Here is a 17435-nt window from a genome sequence, read left to right on the forward strand (position 1 = left end):
CCAGCTACTCCGGCTCCGGCACGAGGGCGGCGAGCTTCGCGAGGGCGGCGTTCTTGTGCGGGACGCGCGGGCTGGCCTCGACGGCCAGCCTGAGCAGCCGGAGCCGCACTCCCAGCTCGGGGCTGGCCAGGAGCGCCCGCAGGGCCGGCACAGCGCGCTCCGCCTCCACGTGCAGGGCCACATCCAAAGCCGTGCGCAACGGGCTGGACACCATCAAACCGCCCAGGCTCACGACGTCGAACGGCCCCAGCCGCACTTCATGGAAGGTACAGCCGCGCACGGACCTCAGGCTGGAAATGCGTCGGTTGGCATCGACCAGCAGGGCCAGGCGGTCAGGTTCGTCGGCGCAGCCATAGATCCACGCAGCGGTCATCCGCCCCGCCACCACCCGCTGTCGGATCGCCGGCGCCACGGCCAGGGACGCGGCGCGGGCGCGCAGCTGAGGACTGGCCGGGACGCCGGGCGGCAGGTACCCGCGCTGATACAGCTGCGTCAGCACGCCGTCGGCGGCCATGGCCTGCAGCTCCGGCCAGGAGAACAGGGCGCCGGGGGAGTAAAGCTCGCACTGCTCCCGACCCGGACCCGGACGCGGACCCGGACCCGGACCCGGGCCCGGCACCGGCAAACCCGGACGATCCGCAGGGGCGCGGGGCATGAGTACCATTCCGCCATCGTTCCCGGTTCCCCGGACACAGAACAGGCCCCGTTCCGGTCATGTGGATAAACCGAAACGGGGCCTGGACCTGGTTTCCCGGCGTGCCGGCTGCTTAGGAGAGTTCGCTCGCTGAGCGCTCGAGCTGCTCGAGCCAGGCCTGGCGCGCCTCGAGGGCCTCCTGGGCTGCCTTGATCTTGCGCTCGTCGCCGGCCTTCTCCGCCTTGGCGAGGTCTTCCTTGAGACCGGCAATGGCGGCTTCGAGCTGGGTCAGGGCGCTGTTGGTGCGCGCCTTCGTCTCCGGGTTGGAGCGCTTCCAGTTCTCGTCCTCGGCCTGGCGGACGGCGTCCTCCACCTTCCGCAGGCCGGCTTCGATGCGGCCCATGTCGGCGCGCGGAACCTTGCCGGCTTCTTCCCAGCGGTCACGGATGGACTGCAGCGCTTTCTTGGCAGCGTTGAGGTCCTTGATGGGCAGGAGCGCGTTGGCCTCCACCAGGAGCGCTTCCTTCACCACGAGGTTCGCACCGTATTCCTGGTCGATCTCGTCGTTGGCGGCCTGCCGGTTGGTGAAGAAGACATCCTGGGCGGCGCGGAAGCGGGCCCACAGGGCGTCGTCGTCCTTGCGGCTGGCGCGGGGCGAGGCCTTCCATTCGTCCATCAAGCGGCGGTACTCGCCGGCGGCAAAGCCCCAGTCGGTCGAGGAGGAGAGTGCCTCGGCCTCGGTGATCAGCTTCTCCTTGACGGCCTTGGCAGCCGAGTTGTTGCTGTCCAGTTGGGAGAAATAGGCGCGGCGGTGGCGGTCGAAGACTGTCCGGGCGGCACGGAACCGCTTCCACAGCGCGTCTTCGTTGCTGCGGCCGAGACGGACGCCGCTCTTCTGGGCGATCTTCCAGCTCTCGAACAATTCGTTCATCCGTGCGCTGGAGGTCTTCCACTGGATCTGCGCAGGATCGTGGCCGGCGATTTCCTCGGCCTCGGCCACGATGGCCTCGCGGGCGGCAAGTTCGGCGGCGCGGACGGCGTCGTGTTCTGCTTTCTCGGCCTTCTCGAGCTCGCCGATCTGCGTCACCAGGGCATCCAGCCGGGCCTCAGCGGAGAGGTAGTCGCCGACCATGTTCCGCTCGGCAAGCTGTTCGCGCAGGTGCGTGACGGTCTTCTGCATGTCCGTGGTGGGCGCCTTGGAGCTCACGCGCTGTTCCAGCAGAACAATCTGGGCCACGATGTCCTCGAATTTGCGGGCGAAGTAGCCCAGTGCCTCGTCGGCGCTCACTCCGGGGTACTGGCCGACGGGGTATTCCGTGCCGTCAACGGTCAGGAAGACGTGGCCGTCCCCTTCAACGCGGCCCCAGCGGGCCGCCTCGGCCAGCGAGGCTGCGGAGGAGACTGCCGCGGGTGCGGGAGCCGGTGCGGCTGCGGAGGGCTTGGCTTTGGGCCGGGCAGCGAAGGCTGCCGGGCTCGGCGCGGGCCGCGCCGCCGCCGCCGCCGCTGACGGGGCGGGAGCAGGAGCAGGAGCCTTGGCAACAGGCTCGGCTGCCGTTTCGACTGCCGGGTCCGCCGGAGCGGCCACGGCGGGATCGGCGGCCTCGGCGTTCTCGCCTGCCTCTGCGGTCGATGCCTCGGCTGCCGCTTCCGGTGCCGCGTCTACGGCAGCGCCTGCACCCTCGGCAGTGGTTGCCTCGGCTTCGGTTTCGTTGGCAGCTGCTGTTGCCACTGTTTCGTCGGATTTCTGACTGTCTGTCACCGCTAGAAGTCTTTCGCTTGGAGGGAAATACCGGGACTACGGCCTTCAGGGCCGCATCTGGTTACTTCAGTGTGAACGAGTCTATCGTGACTGGTTCCACAGGTGCGCCGTCCGTGGCGTTATCGCCCGGCTTCAGACCGGCGGCGGCAATCCCGCCGACCACGTCGAGCCCGGAGGTCACCTTGCCCACCACCGTGTAGCCGCCGGCGGCGTCCGCGGGTATGACGGTGTCCTTGTAGACGATGAAGAACTGGGTGCCGTTGCCGTTGGCGTTGCCGCTGGTCCGGGCCACGGCGATGGTTCCGGCCGGGTACTTGTTGTCAGCCGGGGTGTTCTCCAGCGGGCCCCACGTGTAGGAAGGATCGCTGCTGCCGTCGCCGGTCTTGGACCCGCACTGCAGGACACCAAAGGTCTCGCCCGTGGTCAGCCGGTGGCAGCTGAGGCCCTTGTAGAAGTTCTGGTCGGCGAGGGACTTGAAGACGGCCGCGGCCTGCGGGGCCTTCGTGCCGTCAATTTCAACGCCTAGCGTGCCGCGGTTCAGCGCGAGTTCGCCGGTAAAGGTTTTGCCCGCGGCAGTGTCCGGTTTGGGGATGTTGTCCGCATTCGTGGCGGCCGCCGTCGGCGTGGCGGACGCCGAGGGGCTCTGCAGTCCCGCCTGCGCGGCCGCGAACTCTTCCTCGGTGGGGTTCGACGAAAAGACGGTGAGCTGCAGGACCAGGGCCAGGGCGATCGCACCGGTGCCGGCGCTGATGGCCAGAACGTTGTCGCGCTTGCGGCGCTTGTCCTGGTCCCGGCGCAGGCCGCGCCTGGCCTCCATCTGCTGAACGCGCCGCTTCGCCTCGCGTGCGTTGCGTGAACTGGCCGCCAAAGGTCCTCCTGGTTGTAAGGTGCGTGACCGTGACGGGCCGTGGGCGCCGTCGCGGTCACAGCTGCAAGCTGCCGGCAGTCCCGCCGGGCCGCCTCCGTTGGAAGAAGCGGGCGCCGAACGCATAAACTGACTGCCGCACACAGTTTATGCACGACTGGCCGGTCTGCCGCCTATCTTCGTTACGTTTCGACAGAGAATGCCGCGTGACGTCCGCGCCCGGATTCTGCACCAGCACCAGCAGCAACTAGAGGAGAAAATTTCACCATGGCACGCACAGCCTCCCTGTCAGGATTCCCCGAGTGGCTTCCCGAGGAGCGGCTGGTGGAACTCCATGTGCTGGACACCCTGCGCCGGACGTTTGAGCTCCATGGCTTCTCCTCGATCGAGACCCGTGCCGTGGAAACGGTGGGGCAGCTGCTGCGCAAGGGTGAAATCGACAAAGAGGTCTACGGCCTCAGCCGGCTCCAGGACGATGAAGGCGACGCGGCGGCCAAGTCCGACCCGCACGCCCTGGCCCTCCACTTCGACCTCACTGTGCCCTTCGCCCGCTACGTCGTGGAGAACGCCGGCTACCTGGCCTTCCCGTTCCGCCGCTACCAGATCCAGAAGGTCTGGCGCGGCGAGCGTCCCCAGGAGGGTCGGGCCCGCGAGTTCACCCAGGCGGACATCGATGTGGTCGGCGACGGCGAACTGCCGTTCCGCTACGACGTCGAAATAGCGCTCGTCATCGCCGAAGCGCTCAACGCGCTGCCCATCCCCGACTTCCTGCTCCGGATCAACAACCGCAAGCTGGCCGAAGGCTTTTACACCGGAATCGGGCTCACCGACACGGCCGGCGTTCTCCGCAGCATCGACAAGCTTGAGAAGGTCGGGCCCGCGAAAGTGGCTGAGCTGCTCAAAGAGGAACTCGGGGCCACCGACGAACAGGCGCAGGCCGCCCTCAAACTCGCGGGCATCCGTACCATGGACACGTCCTTCGTGGGCCAGGTCCGGGCACTGGGCGTCACCAACGAGCTGCTCGAAGAGGGCCTGAACGAGCTGGAACAGGTTATTGCGGCCGCCGTCCAGCGCGCACCGGGCCGCGTGGTCGCGGACCTTAGCATCGCCCGCGGGCTCGACTACTACACGGGCACCGTGGTGGAAACCGTCCTGGTGGGGCACGAGCAGCTGGGCTCGATCTGCTCCGGCGGACGCTACGACGCCCTGGCCACCAAGGGCAACCGCAAGTTCCCCGGCGTCGGCCTCTCGATCGGCGTGACCCGCCTGGTGTCGCGGATCCTGAGCCAGGACCTCGCCAAGGCCACCCGCTCCGTTCCGACCGCCGTCCTGGTGACCCTCAACAACGACGACAGCTGGGGCGCGGCGCAGGACGTCGCGGCGCAGCTGCGCAGCCGGGGCATCGCCACGGAGGTCGCCGCGAAGGCCGAGAAATTCGGCAAGCAGATCAAGTTCGCGGACCGCCGCGGCATCCCGTTCGTCTGGTTCACCGACGACGACGGCAAGCACCAGGTCAAGGACATCCGCTCGGGCGAGCAGGTTGACGCCGACCCGGCCACGTGGACGCCCGCCGAAGAGGACCTGCACGTCCGCGTGACCGCCGTCGGCGGGAACTAAAGCTACCTAGCGCTGCCGGGGAGTCCTGCGCCACCGCAGGACCAGGAACCGCCCGGCCACCCCGAGGGCCAGCACCGCCGCCATGACCAGCATGGAGGCCGGCGGGAGGGTCACGGCCAGGACGAGGCAGCCGAGGAAACCCAGCACGTTGAGCCAGCGCGGCGCATGCCACGGGCGGCGGCCCAGCGTGAAGGCGGCGGCGTTGGTCACGGCGTAATAAATGAGCACCCCGAAGCTGGAAAACCCGACGACTGTCATCACGTTCGTGCTCAGCAGCAGGACGATGACGACGGCGGCGACCGCCAGTTCTGCGACGAACGGGACGGTGTGGGCGCCGCCCACCCGGGCCAGCCGCGCCGGCAGGTCACGTTCCCGGGCCATTGCCAGGGTGGTCCGGCCCACCCCGGTGATCAGGGCCAGCAACGCGCCAAGACACGCGGCCGCCGCCCCGGCTTGGACGAAGGGAACTCCGGCGCTGAGCTGTGAGACGGCCACCGCGTCAAGCAGCGGTGCCGTTGACTCCGCCAACTGCTGCGGCGGAAGGTGCCACTGCAGCAGTGCGGCCAGGCCGAGGTAGATTACGAAGGCCCCGGCCAGCGCTGCCAGGATGGCGCGCGGGATGGTGCGGGTGGGGTCCTTGACCTCTTCGCCGAGGGTGGCGATGCGGGCGTAGCCGGCGAAGGCGAAGAACATCAGCCCCGCCGCCGGAAGGACGCCCCAGTCGACGCCCGACGGCGTCGGGTAGACCGGGACCGCGGACACCGCGGGGGCGCCGTCCGGGTGCGGACCCAACAGCGACGCCACCGCGACGAAAACAATCGTGGCCAGCACGATGGCCAGCAGGATCCTGGTCAGGAAGGCGGTCCGGGTAATGCCGAGCAGGTTGATTCCGGTAAGGACCACGACGGCGGCGACCGCCAGCGGTGTGGCGTAGGCCGGTGCCACGTAGTGCCCGAACGTGAGCGCCATTGCCGCGCAGGACGCCGTCTTGCCCGTCACGAAGCCCCAGCCCGCAATGAACCCGGGCCATTCGCCAAGCTGCCGGCGACCATACACGTAGGTGCCGCCGCTGGCGGGGTATCTGGCCGCCAGTTGCGCCGAGGCGACGGCGTTGCAGTAGGCAATGACGCCGGCGACGGCCACGGCCAAAGTCAGGAGCGGGCCGGCCAGGGCGGCGGCGGGGGAGAACACCACGAACACCCCGGCCCCCAGCATGGAACCGAGGCCGATCGCCGTGGAATCGACGACGCCGAGCCGGCGCTGCAGCTGTTGCTGCCCGTGGCGCTCCACAGGCTGCTCACCGGGCCCGTCGCCGGGTTGGGTTCCGTGATGCCGGCTCGCCATGGCGGGAGGGTCCTTTCCAACGGGTAAACTCGAACGGGATCGTTCCAGTAGCGATCCTATAGAGCGTCATTCTTTAATATCGCTTTTGATTTTCCCTCTGTCTTCTTCAGAAAGGCGTGCTGTGCTGCGCACACATGACCTCGGATCGCTTCGCTCCGAGCACATTGGACAAACCGTAACCCTCGCCGGCTGGGTCGGCCGGCGTCGTGACCACGGTGGTGTCGCATTCGTTGACCTCCGCGACGCGTCCGGCGTCGCCCAGGTAGTGGTCCGCGAAGAAGAGGTCTTCCACGGCCTGCGCAACGAGTACGTGCTGCAGATCGTCGGCACCGTGTCCCAGCGTCCCGAGGGCAACGAGAACCCGGCGCTTCCGACCGGTGAGATTGAGGTCATGGCCGAGAAGGTCACCATCCTCAACACCTCCGATCCGCTGCCGTTCCAGATCGACGAGCACGTCGAGGTCGGCGAGGAAGCCCGCCTGAAGCACCGCTATCTGGACCTGCGCCGCCCCGGCCCCGCCCGCAACCTGCGCCTGCGGTCGGAGGCCAACCGCGTGGCCCGCGAGCTCCTCCACCAGGACGGCTACGTGGAGATCGAAACCCCCACGCTGACCCGCTCGACGCCGGAAGGCGCCCGCGACTTCGTGGTCCCCGCACGCCTGGCGCCGGGCTCCTGGTACGCGCTGCCGCAGTCCCCTCAGCTGTTCAAGCAGCTCCTGCAGGTGGGCGGCTTCGAAAAGTACTACCAGATCGCCCGCTGCTACCGCGATGAGGACTTCCGCGCGGACCGCCAGCCGGAATTCACCCAGCTGGACATCGAGGCCAGCTTCGTGGACCAGGACGACATCATCCAGCTCGGCGAGAACATCGTCAAAGCTCTGTGGAAGCTGATCGACGTCGAGATCCCGACGCCCATCCAGCGCATCACCTACCACGACGCCATGGCCCGCTATGGCTCGGACAAGCCGGACCTGCGCTTCGGCCAGGAGCTCACCGAGCTGACGGAATTCTTCAAGGACACCAACTTCGGCGTCTTCAAGGCGCCCTATGTGGGTGCCGTCGTCATGCCCGGCGGCGCCTCCCAGGCCCGCCGCGCCCTCGATGCCTGGCAGGAATGGGCCAAGCAGCGCGGCGCCAAGGGCCTGGCGTACGTCCTGTACAAGGAAGACGGCGAACTCGCCGGTCCCGTGGCCAAGAACCTCACTGACACCGAGCGTGCGGGCCTCGCCGACGCCGTTGGCGCCAAGCCCGGTGACTGCATCTTCTTCGCCGCCGGCGAGAAGACCCCGTCCCGTGCCCTCCTGGGCGCGGCCCGCGTGGAGATCGGTCACCGGACCGGCCTGATCAACCCCTCCGACTGGGCCTTCTGCTGGGTCGTGGACGCGCCGATGTTCGAGCCCGCCGCCGCCGCTGTCGCGTCCGGTGACGTCGCCGTCGGAGCCGGCAAATGGACCGCCGTGCACCACGCGTTCACCTCGCCCAAGCCGGAGTTCATGGACACCTTCGACCAGGATCCCGAGTCGGCACTGTCCTACGCCTACGACATCGTCTGCAACGGCAACGAAATCGGCGGCGGCTCGATCCGTATCCACGAGCGCGATGTCCAGGAACGGGTCTTCGAACTCATGGGACTGGATAAGCAGGACGCCCAGACCAAGTTCGGCTTCCTGCTCGAGGGCTTCAAGTTCGGCGCCCCTCCGCACGGCGGCATCGCCTTCGGCTGGGACCGCGTTGTGGCCCTGCTGGCCGGTGTGGAGTCCATCCGCGACGTCATCGCATTCCCGAAGTCCGGCGGCGGCTTCGACCCGCTGACCCAGGCGCCCGCTCCCATCACGGCGCAGCAGCGCAAGGAAGCCGGCGTGGACTTCAAGCCCGAGGCCACGAAGGCCCCCGAGGCGAAGAACTAGCCGTCTAGCATCAGCATCAACAGCAGGGGCTCCCCGGGAAACCGCGGAGCCCCTGCTGTCTGCACAAGTGCCTACTCTCTGCACAGGTGCCTACACTCCGCACAGCTGCCCCTTCATTCGTTCCGGACGGAGAACCTCGATGGATCAGAGCCCGAACCCCGCACCAAAGCCCGCACAGATCGCGCCGGGGAACCCCGCAGGGATTCGCGGTCTGGAGGCGCTGATGGATGCCGCGTGGCCTGCCGCCGAATGCGAGGAGTCCGGCGGGTGGGTGCTGCGGGCCGCGTCCGGCGTGACCCAGCGGGCGAACTCGGTCTGGACGCGGGATCCCGGCGAGGACCCGCACCGGTTGATCGCCAGGATCCGGGAGGCGCGGCTGTGGTACCGGGACCGGCGGCTCCCGCTGATCTTCCAGAGTTTTGACGGCCCGCGCTATGCGGCCCTGAATGCGGTGCTCGACGCCGAAGGGTTCACGCGGCAGTCCGAAACCCTGGTCCTGGTACGTCCGTCCGGGGCGGAGCCTGCCGGCGGCTCTGCGGGCCCGGACCCGGCCGTGGAAATCACCCCTGAACCCACTGCCGACTGGCTGGACCTGTGGTGGAGCGTCGACGGCCGCGGCGGGTCGGCAGAGCTCGCCGTCGCCCGCGGCATCCTCGAAGGTTGCCCGGCCGTCTACGCCCTGGTGCGGGACGACGACGGCGTACCGGCCGCCGTCGCGCGGCTCGCCATGCCCGGGACTGTGCCCGTCGTGGCCGGCCCTGCGCCCGCCGGGCCGGGCTGGGGCGGCCTGTACTGCATGGCGACGCGCCCGGACGCGCGGCGGCGCGGCTATGGCGGCCGGATTGTCCGGGCCCTGCTGCGCGAAGGCGACCCCCGCGGGCTGGAGGGCTACTGGCTGTTGGTGATGGCGTCCAACGCCGGTGCCCGGGACCTGTACGCACAAGCAGGCTTCCGCGAAGCCTGCCGGTACCTCTACCGGCAGGAGCGGCCGAAGCGTCACCTGACCGGCTGCTGAAACGGCGCCTGCGGCACCCGAACGGATCGGGGCGGCAGGCGCCGTCGGGCAGTGCGGAGCCGCAGGCTGCTCTACATGTCTTCCGTGTCATAGTGCAGGCCGAGCCACGGCGAGGCAGTCAGTTCACCGGCGGAGGTCCGAGGCGTTGCCGGTTCCCCGGTGCCTGCGGCGGGGACCAGGCACCCTGCGGATCCGTGCATGCCGGACCCCTGTGGTCCCAGGATCCGGGTCCCGGCCACGTGGATTGGCCAGTGGTGCGGGAACGCGCTGTGACGGCTGGACATGGGGTTCTCCTTCGGGCGGTGGCGCCGGGTGGCGGCGGTTCAGGGAAGCTGCAGGGCCGGCGGGGCCTGCTGTGCGGCGGGATTCTCCCCGGCAAGCATTTCCCGGCGGCGGGCGGTCCCGGCCAGGTAGGGGCCGCCCAGGTCCTCTATGGGGGTCTTGTACGTCTCGCGGGAGAAGTACACGGAGACGGCGGCGATGACCATGCAGACCGTGGCGAAGACTGCCACGGGAACCCACCCGGTGATGCCGGGGGTGAGCAGCATGCCGGCGATCATCGGGGCGAAACCGGCCAGGACCAGGCCCAGCTGGTTGCCCATCGCCATGCCCGTGTAGCGCACCGGGGCGGCGAACTGCTCGGCAAAGAACGAGGGCCAGATGCCGTTGAAGCCGGAGTACAGCACCGTCATGTTGAGGAGAGCTGCCAGGAACACCAGCAGGATATTGCCTGAGGACAGGGCCAGGAAGTACAGGAAGATCGTGATCGAGCAGCCGATCGCGGCGGTCAGCAGCAGCGGGCGTCGGCCGATCCGGTCCGAGAGCCTCGCGGCCAGCGGCATGGCGAACATCGACAAGCCGATGGCGACGGCGTTGACGGTCAGGATGGAGGCCCGGTCAAACCCGGCGGTGGAGGTAGCGTAGGCCAGCCCGAAGACGGTGAAGATGGTCTGCATGACGGACATGATGGACATGCCCATCACGCGGAGCACATCGGGGCCTTGGAACTTCAGCACGTCCTTGACCGGCATCGGGGCGACCTGCCGGTGTTCCTGGGCCTCCTCGAAGACCGGGGTCTCATCCAGGTGGGTCCGCACCCAGTACGCGATGGCCAGGACCACGATGGAGAGCCAGAACGGGATGCGCCAGCCCCAGCTCATCATGGCTTCCTGCGGCATGGACGTGACCGGGATGAAGACGAGGGTGGCGAGCACCATGCCGGAGGCGTAGCCGGTCATCACAAAGCTGGTGAAGAAGCCGCGCCTGCCCTCCGGGGAGTGTTCCAGCGTGAGCGTGGACGCGCCCGCCGATTCAGCCCCGGCGGAGAAACCCTGCGCGAGCCGCCCGGCCACCAGCAGGATCGGGGCCCAGATGCCCACCTGCTCGTAGCTTGGCAGGAAGCCGATGCCGAGCGAGGCCAGGCCCATGATGCCCAGGGTGAGCAACAGGATCTTCTTACGCCCCAGCTTGTCGCCGAAGTGGCCCATGACGAGCCCGCCCACCGGCCGCGCCACGTACGCGACGCCGAAGGTGGCGAAGGCGCCGATCAGGCCGATGGCGGGGTCGGCGGCGGGGAAGAACAGGTGCGGGAACACCAGCGCCGCGGCGGTCCCGTAGATGAAGAAGTCGTAGTACTCCAGGGTGCTGCCCAGGAAGGACGCCAGGGCTGCCTTCCTGGGTGTCTTTCGCGCGGCCAGGCGTGGAGCGGGTGCAGTGTGCATGGGGATCTCCTTTAAGACGACGGCGTCTTAGTGGCAGCCGGCTGGGTATCCCCGAGGTGGAAGTCCACCGAGAGGATTTGCTGGCTGTTGGGGAATGAATAGGCCTTGAGCGGTTCGTGCAGCGGATGCGTGTTGTACACCGCGATGTCCTCGACCTTTTCGAAGTCCGCCACGATGGCGTAGTCGAAGGAGCGCTCTGTGCTGAGCACATCCGGGCCGTGGGTCAGGCTGAGCATGCCGGGGATATTCCCGGTCATCTTGTTGAGTCCGGTGATCCAGGCCTGCTTGTCGGCGGGCGGGAAGTCCGGTTTGAACTTGAAGAGGACGGTGTGGCGGATCATCTCAGGCCTCCACCAGTTCAGAGATTGCGTCAGCGGTGGCCGTGGTGCGGGCCGTCGGGGCGAAGCCGGGGTCCTGGCCGGCAATGGTGCGGCCGGCGAGGTAGCCCATGGTCATGATCGGGCCGAGGGTGGCACCGGCGCCGGGGTAGCCGGCGGCGTAGGCGTTTTCGGTCGTGTTGCCCGCGGCGTAGAGACCCTCGATGGGGCGGTTGTCCACGTCCAGGACGCGGGCGCGGCCGTCCGTGGCGACGCCGCCGTTGGTTCCGAAGGCGCCGTTCACTACCTCCATGGCGTAGAACGGTCCGGTCTCGAGGGGACCCAGGGACGGGTTCGGGTACGGGTTGTCGCCGTCGCCCCAGTATTTGTCGTACGCGCTTTCGCCGCGGCCAAAGTCGGGATCCTCGCCCTTGACGGCGAACTCGTTGAACCGCGCCACTGTCGCCGTCAGATTTCCGGCGGGAACCTTGATCTTTGCCGCGAGCTCCGCCAGCGTCGACGCTTCGATCAGGTAGTCGGGGACTGGCTGACCGGCCCGGTGCGCCAGGATGCCGTAACGCTCCATGTAGGCGTGGTCGACGATCACGTGTGCCGGGGTGTTGAGGGTCTGGTTCCGGGGGGAGTCCCAGGACTGCAGGCTCCGGGCCAGGTCGTTGTAGTTCTGGGATTCGTTGGCGAAGCGGCGGCCGTGGCGGTTGACCATCAAGGATCCGGGGCCCTGGCGCTCGAAGCGGAGCAGGGTGCCGATTGGCTGCCCGTCCCGGGTGTCGCCGGTGACCGACATCGGGGCCCACCAGGCTTCCCTGGTGCCGCGGGTCTGGCCGCCGATCCGCTGCGCCATCCGCAAGCCGTCGCCGGTGTTCGAGGGCGGAGAGCACATCGTGTAGAGCCGCGAGGCGAGCATCGAGTCGGCCAGTGCCTTGTCCCATTCGAAGCCGCCGGTGGCCAGCACCACGCCGTCGTTCGCCTGGAAGACGTCGCCGGTTTCGAGTTCGACGCCGGTCACCCGGCCGCCGTCGGTGAGTAGGCGGTGTCCGCGGGCCTCGGTGACGAGGGCCACGCCGTCGCGGACCAGGCTCGCAAGGAGCATGGATACGAGGGCCTGCCCCTTGGCCACGAAACCGTCGGCCTGGCGCCGGTTCAGTTCGTCCCAGGGAAACTTGGTGAAGGCGCCCCAGTTTTCGTACTCCTGCATGGTGAACGGGGCGCGGCCGTCGGTGCGGACGTGCGGGGTGAGCGCGCCCAGGGCTTCCTTGCTGTTGAAGAGTTCCGGCTCCACGGTGCGGCCCCCCTCGACAGCGCCGGGCAGGTCCTGGCGGTAGTCCGGGAAGTTGTTCAGGAAAATGAAGCGGACGCCGCATTCCGCTTCCACGAAGCGGAGCATCTGGTCCCCGTAGTCCAAGGCGGCGTCCAGGAGTTCCTCCCGTCCGCGGCCGCGGGCCACGGCCCGCACATATCTGGCGGCAGCTTCCTTGGAATCGGTGATGCCGGCTTCGCGGGCGTGGTGGTTGTCGGCCACCCAGAGCATGCCGCCGGAGACGGCCGAGGTGCCGCCCAGCAGGGCGCTCTTTTCCAGCACGACGACGGACTTGCCGGCACGGGCGGCGGTGGCCGCCGCGGTAAGGGCACCGGCGCCGGAGCCGACGACGACGACGTCGTAGCGGTCTGACGCGGTTCCATGGACGAATTTCATGGGTGTTGCCTTTCAGGAAGGGAAGAGTATGCGGCCGTCAGACGGCGGTGTAGCCGCCGTCGATCACGAGCTCGGAACCGGTGGTGAACCGCGATTCGTCCGAGGCCAGGTAGAGCACGCCGTAGGCGATCTCGTCGGGTTCGCCTTGCCGCGGGAGCGGGTTTGAGCCGACGAGCTGCTTGTAATATGCCTCCGGGCCGATGTCGGACTGCTCGGCGGAGCGGCGGCTCATGCGGGTGTTCATGGACCCGGGGTGGATGGAATTGACCCGGATGCCGTGGCTTCCGTAGGCCGCCGCGTCGGATTTGCTCAGCAGCCGGACGGCGCCTTTGGTGGCGTGGTAGAGCGGCACGTTCCGGCCGCCCGTGATGCCGTGGATGGACGAGAAGTTGATGATGCTGCCGGCGCCCTTCTCGATCATGCCGGGGACCACGTGCTTGGTCATCAGCCAGACGCCCTTGACGTTGACGTTGAAGATCGTGTCGAAGTCCGTCAGTGATGCGGTGTGCGAGGCGCCGGCCGGGCCGATGATGCCGGCCGCGTTGACCAGGATGTCCGGGGCGCCAAGTTCGTCCGTCACCCGGCGGATCGCGTCAGCGACGCTGTCCTCGCTGGTGACGTCGACGTCGTACTGGCTGATGTTTTCGTGGGTGGCGGCGGACGGAATGCCCGCAACGTCCAAGCTGGCGACCTTCGCGCCGTGCTCGGCGAGCAGGGCGGCGGTGGCGCTGCCCAAATCTCCGCGGCCGCCGGTGACGACGGCGGTCTTCCCGGCCACGCGGCTCTGTGTGGGGTTCATGTGCTGCTCCTCGTACTCCTGCAGCATCTTCGCTGCGTCTAAGCCAGAGTGGCAGGGGAGTTGTGACGGCAACCACACGATTGCCGATGAACGGCAAAAGTCTGACCGGAAAACCGTGGTTCAGTGACTTTGGCGGAGGGTGCCCTTGAGCTCGCCGCGCCAGCCTAGGGCCCGTGAGATGCCCCGCGCGGCAGCCATCAGCACGGGGACGCGGGCGGCTGCGTTCTCCTCGTTGCGCGGCACCACCACGCTGAGGGCGGCGCGGATGGTGTTCTCGGGGCCGAAGACGGGGACGGCGATGCCGCTGGACTCGGGCACGATCACGCCGGGCATGGCCGCGAAGCCGCGCTGCCTGATCTCGGCCAGGTGGCGGCGCAGCAGGGCGGGATCGGTCAGGGTGGTTTCGGTGTACTTTGTCAGCGGGCGGGCCAGGATGGTGTCCTGGTAGGCGGCGGAGGAGTGGGCAAGGAGGACCAGCCCGGACGACGTCGCGTGGACGGGGAGGCGGCCGGCGATCTTGGTGATGTCCACGATTGTCTTGTCGGAGCCCAGCCGCTCGATGTACAGAACCTCATCCGAATCAAGGATTCCCAGGGTGGTGGAGTGCTGCACCACTGCCTGGACGTCCTCCATGAACGGCAGGGCGGCCTCCCGCAGCCCCAGCATCTTGGATCCGCGGGAGACGAGCTCCCACATCCGGGTCCCGATGTGGATGTCACCGCCGGGCTCGCGTTCGAGGAGCCGTTCGAGCAGCAGATCGTTGACCAGCCGGTAGGTCGTCGTCACCGGAAGCCCGGTCCGGCGCCCCAGTTCCGCGACGCTCATGGAGGTGTGGCCGTCGTCGAACGCGCTTACGATCTTCACAAAGCGTCCGATGATCGACTCGCCCGATGCGGAATTCGCCATTGAACCTCCTCAGGATTCCCGCTCAATGGTAATCGTCCTCGCGGTGATCCGCGTCACCGGCTCTACTGGGGGTCTAGCATTCCAACCCGGCTGCCGCAGCGAAGCGTGCGGCCGACTGAACGGAGCAAAACCATGAGCAAACCCGTCCTCTGTGATGTCCTCGTCATTGGCTCCGGTGTGGCCGGAATGGCCGCAGCGTTGAAAGCCGCCTCGCAAGGACTGAACGTGATCGTGGCCGAGAAGGAACAGTACTTCGGCGGCACGACGGCGATCTCCGCCGGTTGGGCGTGGGTCCCCGGCAACAAGCAGGGCGTGGAGCAGGGGGACACCCGGGAGGAAGCCGAGACCTACCTGAGGAACCTGGCCCCGGAGACGTTCAACGAGGCTGGCGTCCGTGACTTCCTGGACACCGTGCCGGAAGCCATCTCCTTCTTCGAGAACGAGACCGAGGTGAAGTTCACCTACCCGGAGAAGTCGCCGGACTACAAGATGGACCTGCCGGGCGCAAAGCTCTCGGGCCGGGCCATTCTGCCGCAGGATGTTGACGCGCGCGTGCTGGGGGACAAGCGACTCCTCATGCAGCCGTACATGAGTTCCTACACCGTGTTCGGCTACATGCCGCAGGTCGGCCCGGATATCAACGAGTTCTTCCACGTGAACCAGTCGGTCAGTTCGTTCGTGTATGTGGCTAAGAAGCTGCTGCGCACCTGGGCCGACGCCGCCCGCTACAAGCGACCCGTCCTGCGCTCCAACGGCAACGCACTGATGACCCGCATGGTCAAGAGCGCCGATGACCTGGGCGTGCGCCTGTGGAAGTCTTCGCCGGCCCTCTCCCTGACCCGCGACGACGACGGAACCATCACCGGGGCGGTCATCGGCGGTGAGCATGCCGCCACAGTGACGGCGCGGCTCGGCGTCATCCTCGCCGCCGGCGGCTTCTCCGGCAACAAGGAACTGCGGCAGCAGTACTTCCCGCACGACGCCGACGGCGAGGACCACTTCACCCCGACCGTGGGCCACGGCGGTGACGCCGCCACCCTGGCGATCAGCGCCGGCGGCCACATCGACAATTCGGTATTCAGCGTCGGGTCCTGGGCGCCGGTCACGGTATTCAAATACCTCAACGGCAAGCAGCGCCTCTTCCCGCACCTGCGCGCCATCGGACTGCCGGGGCTGATCGCCGTCGACCGCCACGGCAAGCGGTTCGGGAACGAAGCTCTGAGTTACCACGACTTCGGCGGCACCATGATCGAGCACAATAAGGGCCAGGACAAGACGTTCGGGTACGTGATCGGGGATGCGAAGACGATGCACAAATACGGCATCGGTTACGCCAAGCCCTGGCCGATGCCGCGCGGGTACTTCTACAAGACCGGGTACCTGGTCAAGGGCGCCACCTTGGAGGAACTGGCCGGCAAGCTCGGCATCGACGCCGCGGGTCTGAAGGCGACGGTGGCTGACTTCAACCCGGCGGCGGAGCGCGGCGAGGACCCGTACTTTGGCCGGGGTTCCACGCTCTACAACCACTTCCGCGGGGACATGGAGCACAAGCCGAACCCGAACCTGGCCCCGGTGGGCAAGGGACCGTACTATGCCGCCAAGATTCAGATGGGCGACCTCGGCACCTTCGCCGGGATTGGCGTCAACGAACGCTCCGAGGTGGTCACTGACGAGGGGACTGCCATTCCCGGCCTGATCGCCGTCGGTGCGGCAGCGGTCAGCGTCTTCGGCGGCGGCTACCCGGGCTACGGCTCGCACATTGGGCCGGCCCTCGTGTTTGGTTACCGGGCGGGCCGCGACATCGCGAAGTTCTCCGCGGTCCGGGGTGTGGAGCGTGCGGCCACCGTGGAAGCCGGCTAAGGCGCAGGGCCGGAGGCGTCCGTGGCAAACTCACCCACCGGTGAATCGGTCATCAGCCGCGTTGTGCGGCTCATGAGCGCGTTCGACCGCGACCTCCCCACCATGACGCTCTCCGGCCTTGCCCGCCGCGCAGACCTGCCCCTGACCACCACCCACCGGCTCGTGGACGATCTAGTGCTGCACGGCCTGATCGAGCGGCTGGCGGACGGGAACCTGCGTTCGGGGATGCGGATGTGGGAGCTGGCAGCACGGGGATCGCGTGCGCTGAATCTCCGTGAGCTGGCATGGCCCTTCATGGAGGATGTCCAGGCGGCCGTGCACCAGCACACCACGCTGGCGGTGCTGGACCACGGGACCGTGCTCTACGTGGAGCGGCTGTCCTCGCCCCAATCCAGCCTGGACGCCGCCCATATCGCCCAGAGGATGCCGATTCATGCCGCCTCGTCCGGCCTGGTGCTGCTGGCCTTCGCGCCGACTGCCGTCCAGGACGACGTGCTTTCGCGCCCGCTGCCGGCGATGACCGCGGAGACCATTACTGACCCGGCACTCATCCGGAAACACCTGGCCGACATTAGGCATCGCGGCTACGTTGCCCTGCCGGGCATCGGCGTAACGGAGTGGACGGGCATCGCCGTGCCCGTCTTCGGCCCGGGCAACACCGTCGCCGCCGCGCTCAATGCCATCGTTCCGCGGCAGGAAGCCGCCGTGCCCCTCACCGTCCCGGCGCTCCTGACCGCAGCGCACGGGATCTCCCGTGCACTGAAGGCCTCCGGCCCGGTTCCGAGACGGGGCTGAGGGCGTGTCTGTGGACGTGTCCGTGAGCGGCAGTGGGCGGCGGTGGGCGGCGGTCTGCCGGGCCCATGGCTCGTCGTCAGGCTCCGTCCGCAACTTCACGGGTTCCGATGTAGCGCAGGAGCCGTGCAGTGATTGCAGAGGCAATCAGCAGGCACCCCAGCCGGCTGCCCAGGCTTGAGCCCT

The 17435-nt window shown here is 68.1% G+C and carries 15 protein-coding genes; 5 read left to right on the top strand and 10 right to left on the bottom strand.

Annotated features, from left to right (window positions below; genetic code table 11):
* Nucleotides 1–4 precede the first annotated feature (4 nt).
* The 3 genes from ACVWZ7_RS20525 to ACVWZ7_RS20535 all read right to left on the bottom strand — a co-directional run bounded on the left by ACVWZ7_RS20525 (nucleotide 5) and on the right by ACVWZ7_RS20535 (nucleotide 3261).
* Nucleotides 5–664 carry a hypothetical protein gene (locus ACVWZ7_RS20525; protein WP_456508955.1) on the bottom strand — a complete coding sequence of 220 codons (660 nt, stop codon included), beginning with the start codon at nucleotides 662–664 and terminating at the stop codon, nucleotides 5–7.
* A gap of 103 nt (nucleotides 665–767) precedes the next feature.
* Nucleotides 768–2393, bottom strand: coding sequence for a DUF349 domain-containing protein (locus ACVWZ7_RS20530; RefSeq protein WP_456508956.1), 1626 nt, complete (start codon nucleotides 2391–2393; stop codon nucleotides 768–770).
* Between the two features lie 61 nt (nucleotides 2394–2454).
* Nucleotides 2455–3261 carry a peptidylprolyl isomerase gene (locus tag ACVWZ7_RS20535; protein ID WP_116767989.1) on the bottom strand — a complete coding sequence of 269 codons (807 nt, stop codon included), beginning with the start codon at nucleotides 3259–3261 and terminating at the stop codon, nucleotides 2455–2457.
* Nucleotides 3262–3525: 264 nt separating this feature from the next.
* Here ACVWZ7_RS20535 and hisS point away from each other — a divergent pair, with 264 nt between their 5' ends.
* Entirely contained in the window at nucleotides 3526–4875 is a 1350-nt protein-coding gene (gene hisS, locus ACVWZ7_RS20540) for a histidine--tRNA ligase (protein ID WP_344367639.1), read from the top strand.
* 6 nt (nucleotides 4876–4881) lie between these two features.
* Here hisS and ACVWZ7_RS20545 read toward each other — a convergent pair whose 3' ends face one another.
* On the bottom strand, nucleotides 4882–6219 hold the full coding sequence (locus ACVWZ7_RS20545; protein WP_456508957.1) for an APC family permease: 1338 nt from the start codon (nucleotides 6217–6219) through the stop codon (nucleotides 4882–4884).
* A 121-nt stretch (nucleotides 6220–6340) separates the two neighbouring features.
* On the opposite strand from ACVWZ7_RS20545, the gene aspS reads away from it, so the two are divergent.
* Both aspS and ACVWZ7_RS20555 read left to right on the top strand, forming a co-directional pair.
* Nucleotides 6341–8125 carry an aspartate--tRNA ligase gene (gene aspS, locus ACVWZ7_RS20550; RefSeq protein WP_344367642.1) on the top strand — a complete coding sequence of 595 codons (1785 nt, stop codon included), beginning with the start codon at nucleotides 6341–6343 and terminating at the stop codon, nucleotides 8123–8125.
* A 139-nt stretch (nucleotides 8126–8264) separates the two neighbouring features.
* A complete protein-coding gene (locus ACVWZ7_RS20555) occupies nucleotides 8265–9140 on the top strand; it encodes a GNAT family N-acetyltransferase (RefSeq protein ID WP_456508958.1) in 876 nt (291 codons plus the stop codon).
* 71 nt (nucleotides 9141–9211) lie between these two features.
* On the opposite strand, the gene ACVWZ7_RS20560 is transcribed toward ACVWZ7_RS20555, so the two are convergent.
* The 6 genes from ACVWZ7_RS20560 to ACVWZ7_RS20585 all read right to left on the bottom strand — a co-directional run bounded on the left by ACVWZ7_RS20560 (nucleotide 9212) and on the right by ACVWZ7_RS20585 (nucleotide 14597).
* The gene (locus tag ACVWZ7_RS20560; protein WP_456508959.1) at nucleotides 9212–9424 is read right to left on the bottom strand and encodes a hypothetical protein; all 213 of its coding nucleotides are present in this window, start codon (nucleotides 9422–9424) and stop codon (nucleotides 9212–9214) included.
* A gap of 39 nt (nucleotides 9425–9463) precedes the next feature.
* Complete coding sequence (locus tag ACVWZ7_RS20565) at nucleotides 9464–10861, bottom strand: MFS transporter (protein WP_456508960.1); 1398 nt, start codon at nucleotides 10859–10861, stop codon at nucleotides 9464–9466.
* Nucleotides 10862–10872: 11 nt separating this feature from the next.
* The gene (locus tag ACVWZ7_RS20570; protein ID WP_091252371.1) at nucleotides 10873–11202 is read right to left on the bottom strand and encodes a Dabb family protein; all 330 of its coding nucleotides are present in this window, start codon (nucleotides 11200–11202) and stop codon (nucleotides 10873–10875) included.
* 1 nt (nucleotide 11203) lies between these two features.
* On the bottom strand, nucleotides 11204–12892 hold the full coding sequence (locus tag ACVWZ7_RS20575) for an FAD-dependent oxidoreductase (protein WP_456508961.1): 1689 nt from the start codon (nucleotides 12890–12892) through the stop codon (nucleotides 11204–11206).
* Nucleotides 12893–12929: 37 nt separating this feature from the next.
* On the bottom strand, nucleotides 12930–13691 hold the full coding sequence (locus ACVWZ7_RS20580) for an SDR family NAD(P)-dependent oxidoreductase (RefSeq protein WP_091252424.1): 762 nt from the start codon (nucleotides 13689–13691) through the stop codon (nucleotides 12930–12932).
* A 120-nt stretch (nucleotides 13692–13811) separates the two neighbouring features.
* Nucleotides 13812–14597, bottom strand: a complete 786-nt coding sequence (locus tag ACVWZ7_RS20585) for an IclR family transcriptional regulator (RefSeq protein ID WP_344367649.1) — start codon at nucleotides 14595–14597, stop codon at nucleotides 13812–13814.
* Between the two features lie 132 nt (nucleotides 14598–14729).
* On the opposite strand from ACVWZ7_RS20585, the gene ACVWZ7_RS20590 reads away from it, so the two are divergent.
* On the top strand, nucleotides 14730–16457 hold the full coding sequence (locus tag ACVWZ7_RS20590; protein WP_456508962.1) for an FAD-dependent oxidoreductase: 1728 nt from the start codon (nucleotides 14730–14732) through the stop codon (nucleotides 16455–16457).
* Between the two features lie 21 nt (nucleotides 16458–16478).
* On the top strand, nucleotides 16479–17252 hold the full coding sequence (locus ACVWZ7_RS20595; RefSeq protein ID WP_344367651.1) for an IclR family transcriptional regulator: 774 nt from the start codon (nucleotides 16479–16481) through the stop codon (nucleotides 17250–17252).
* The last annotated feature ends 183 nt before the right edge of the window (nucleotides 17253–17435 follow it).

Source organism: Arthrobacter sp. TE12232 (assembly GCF_054062615.1).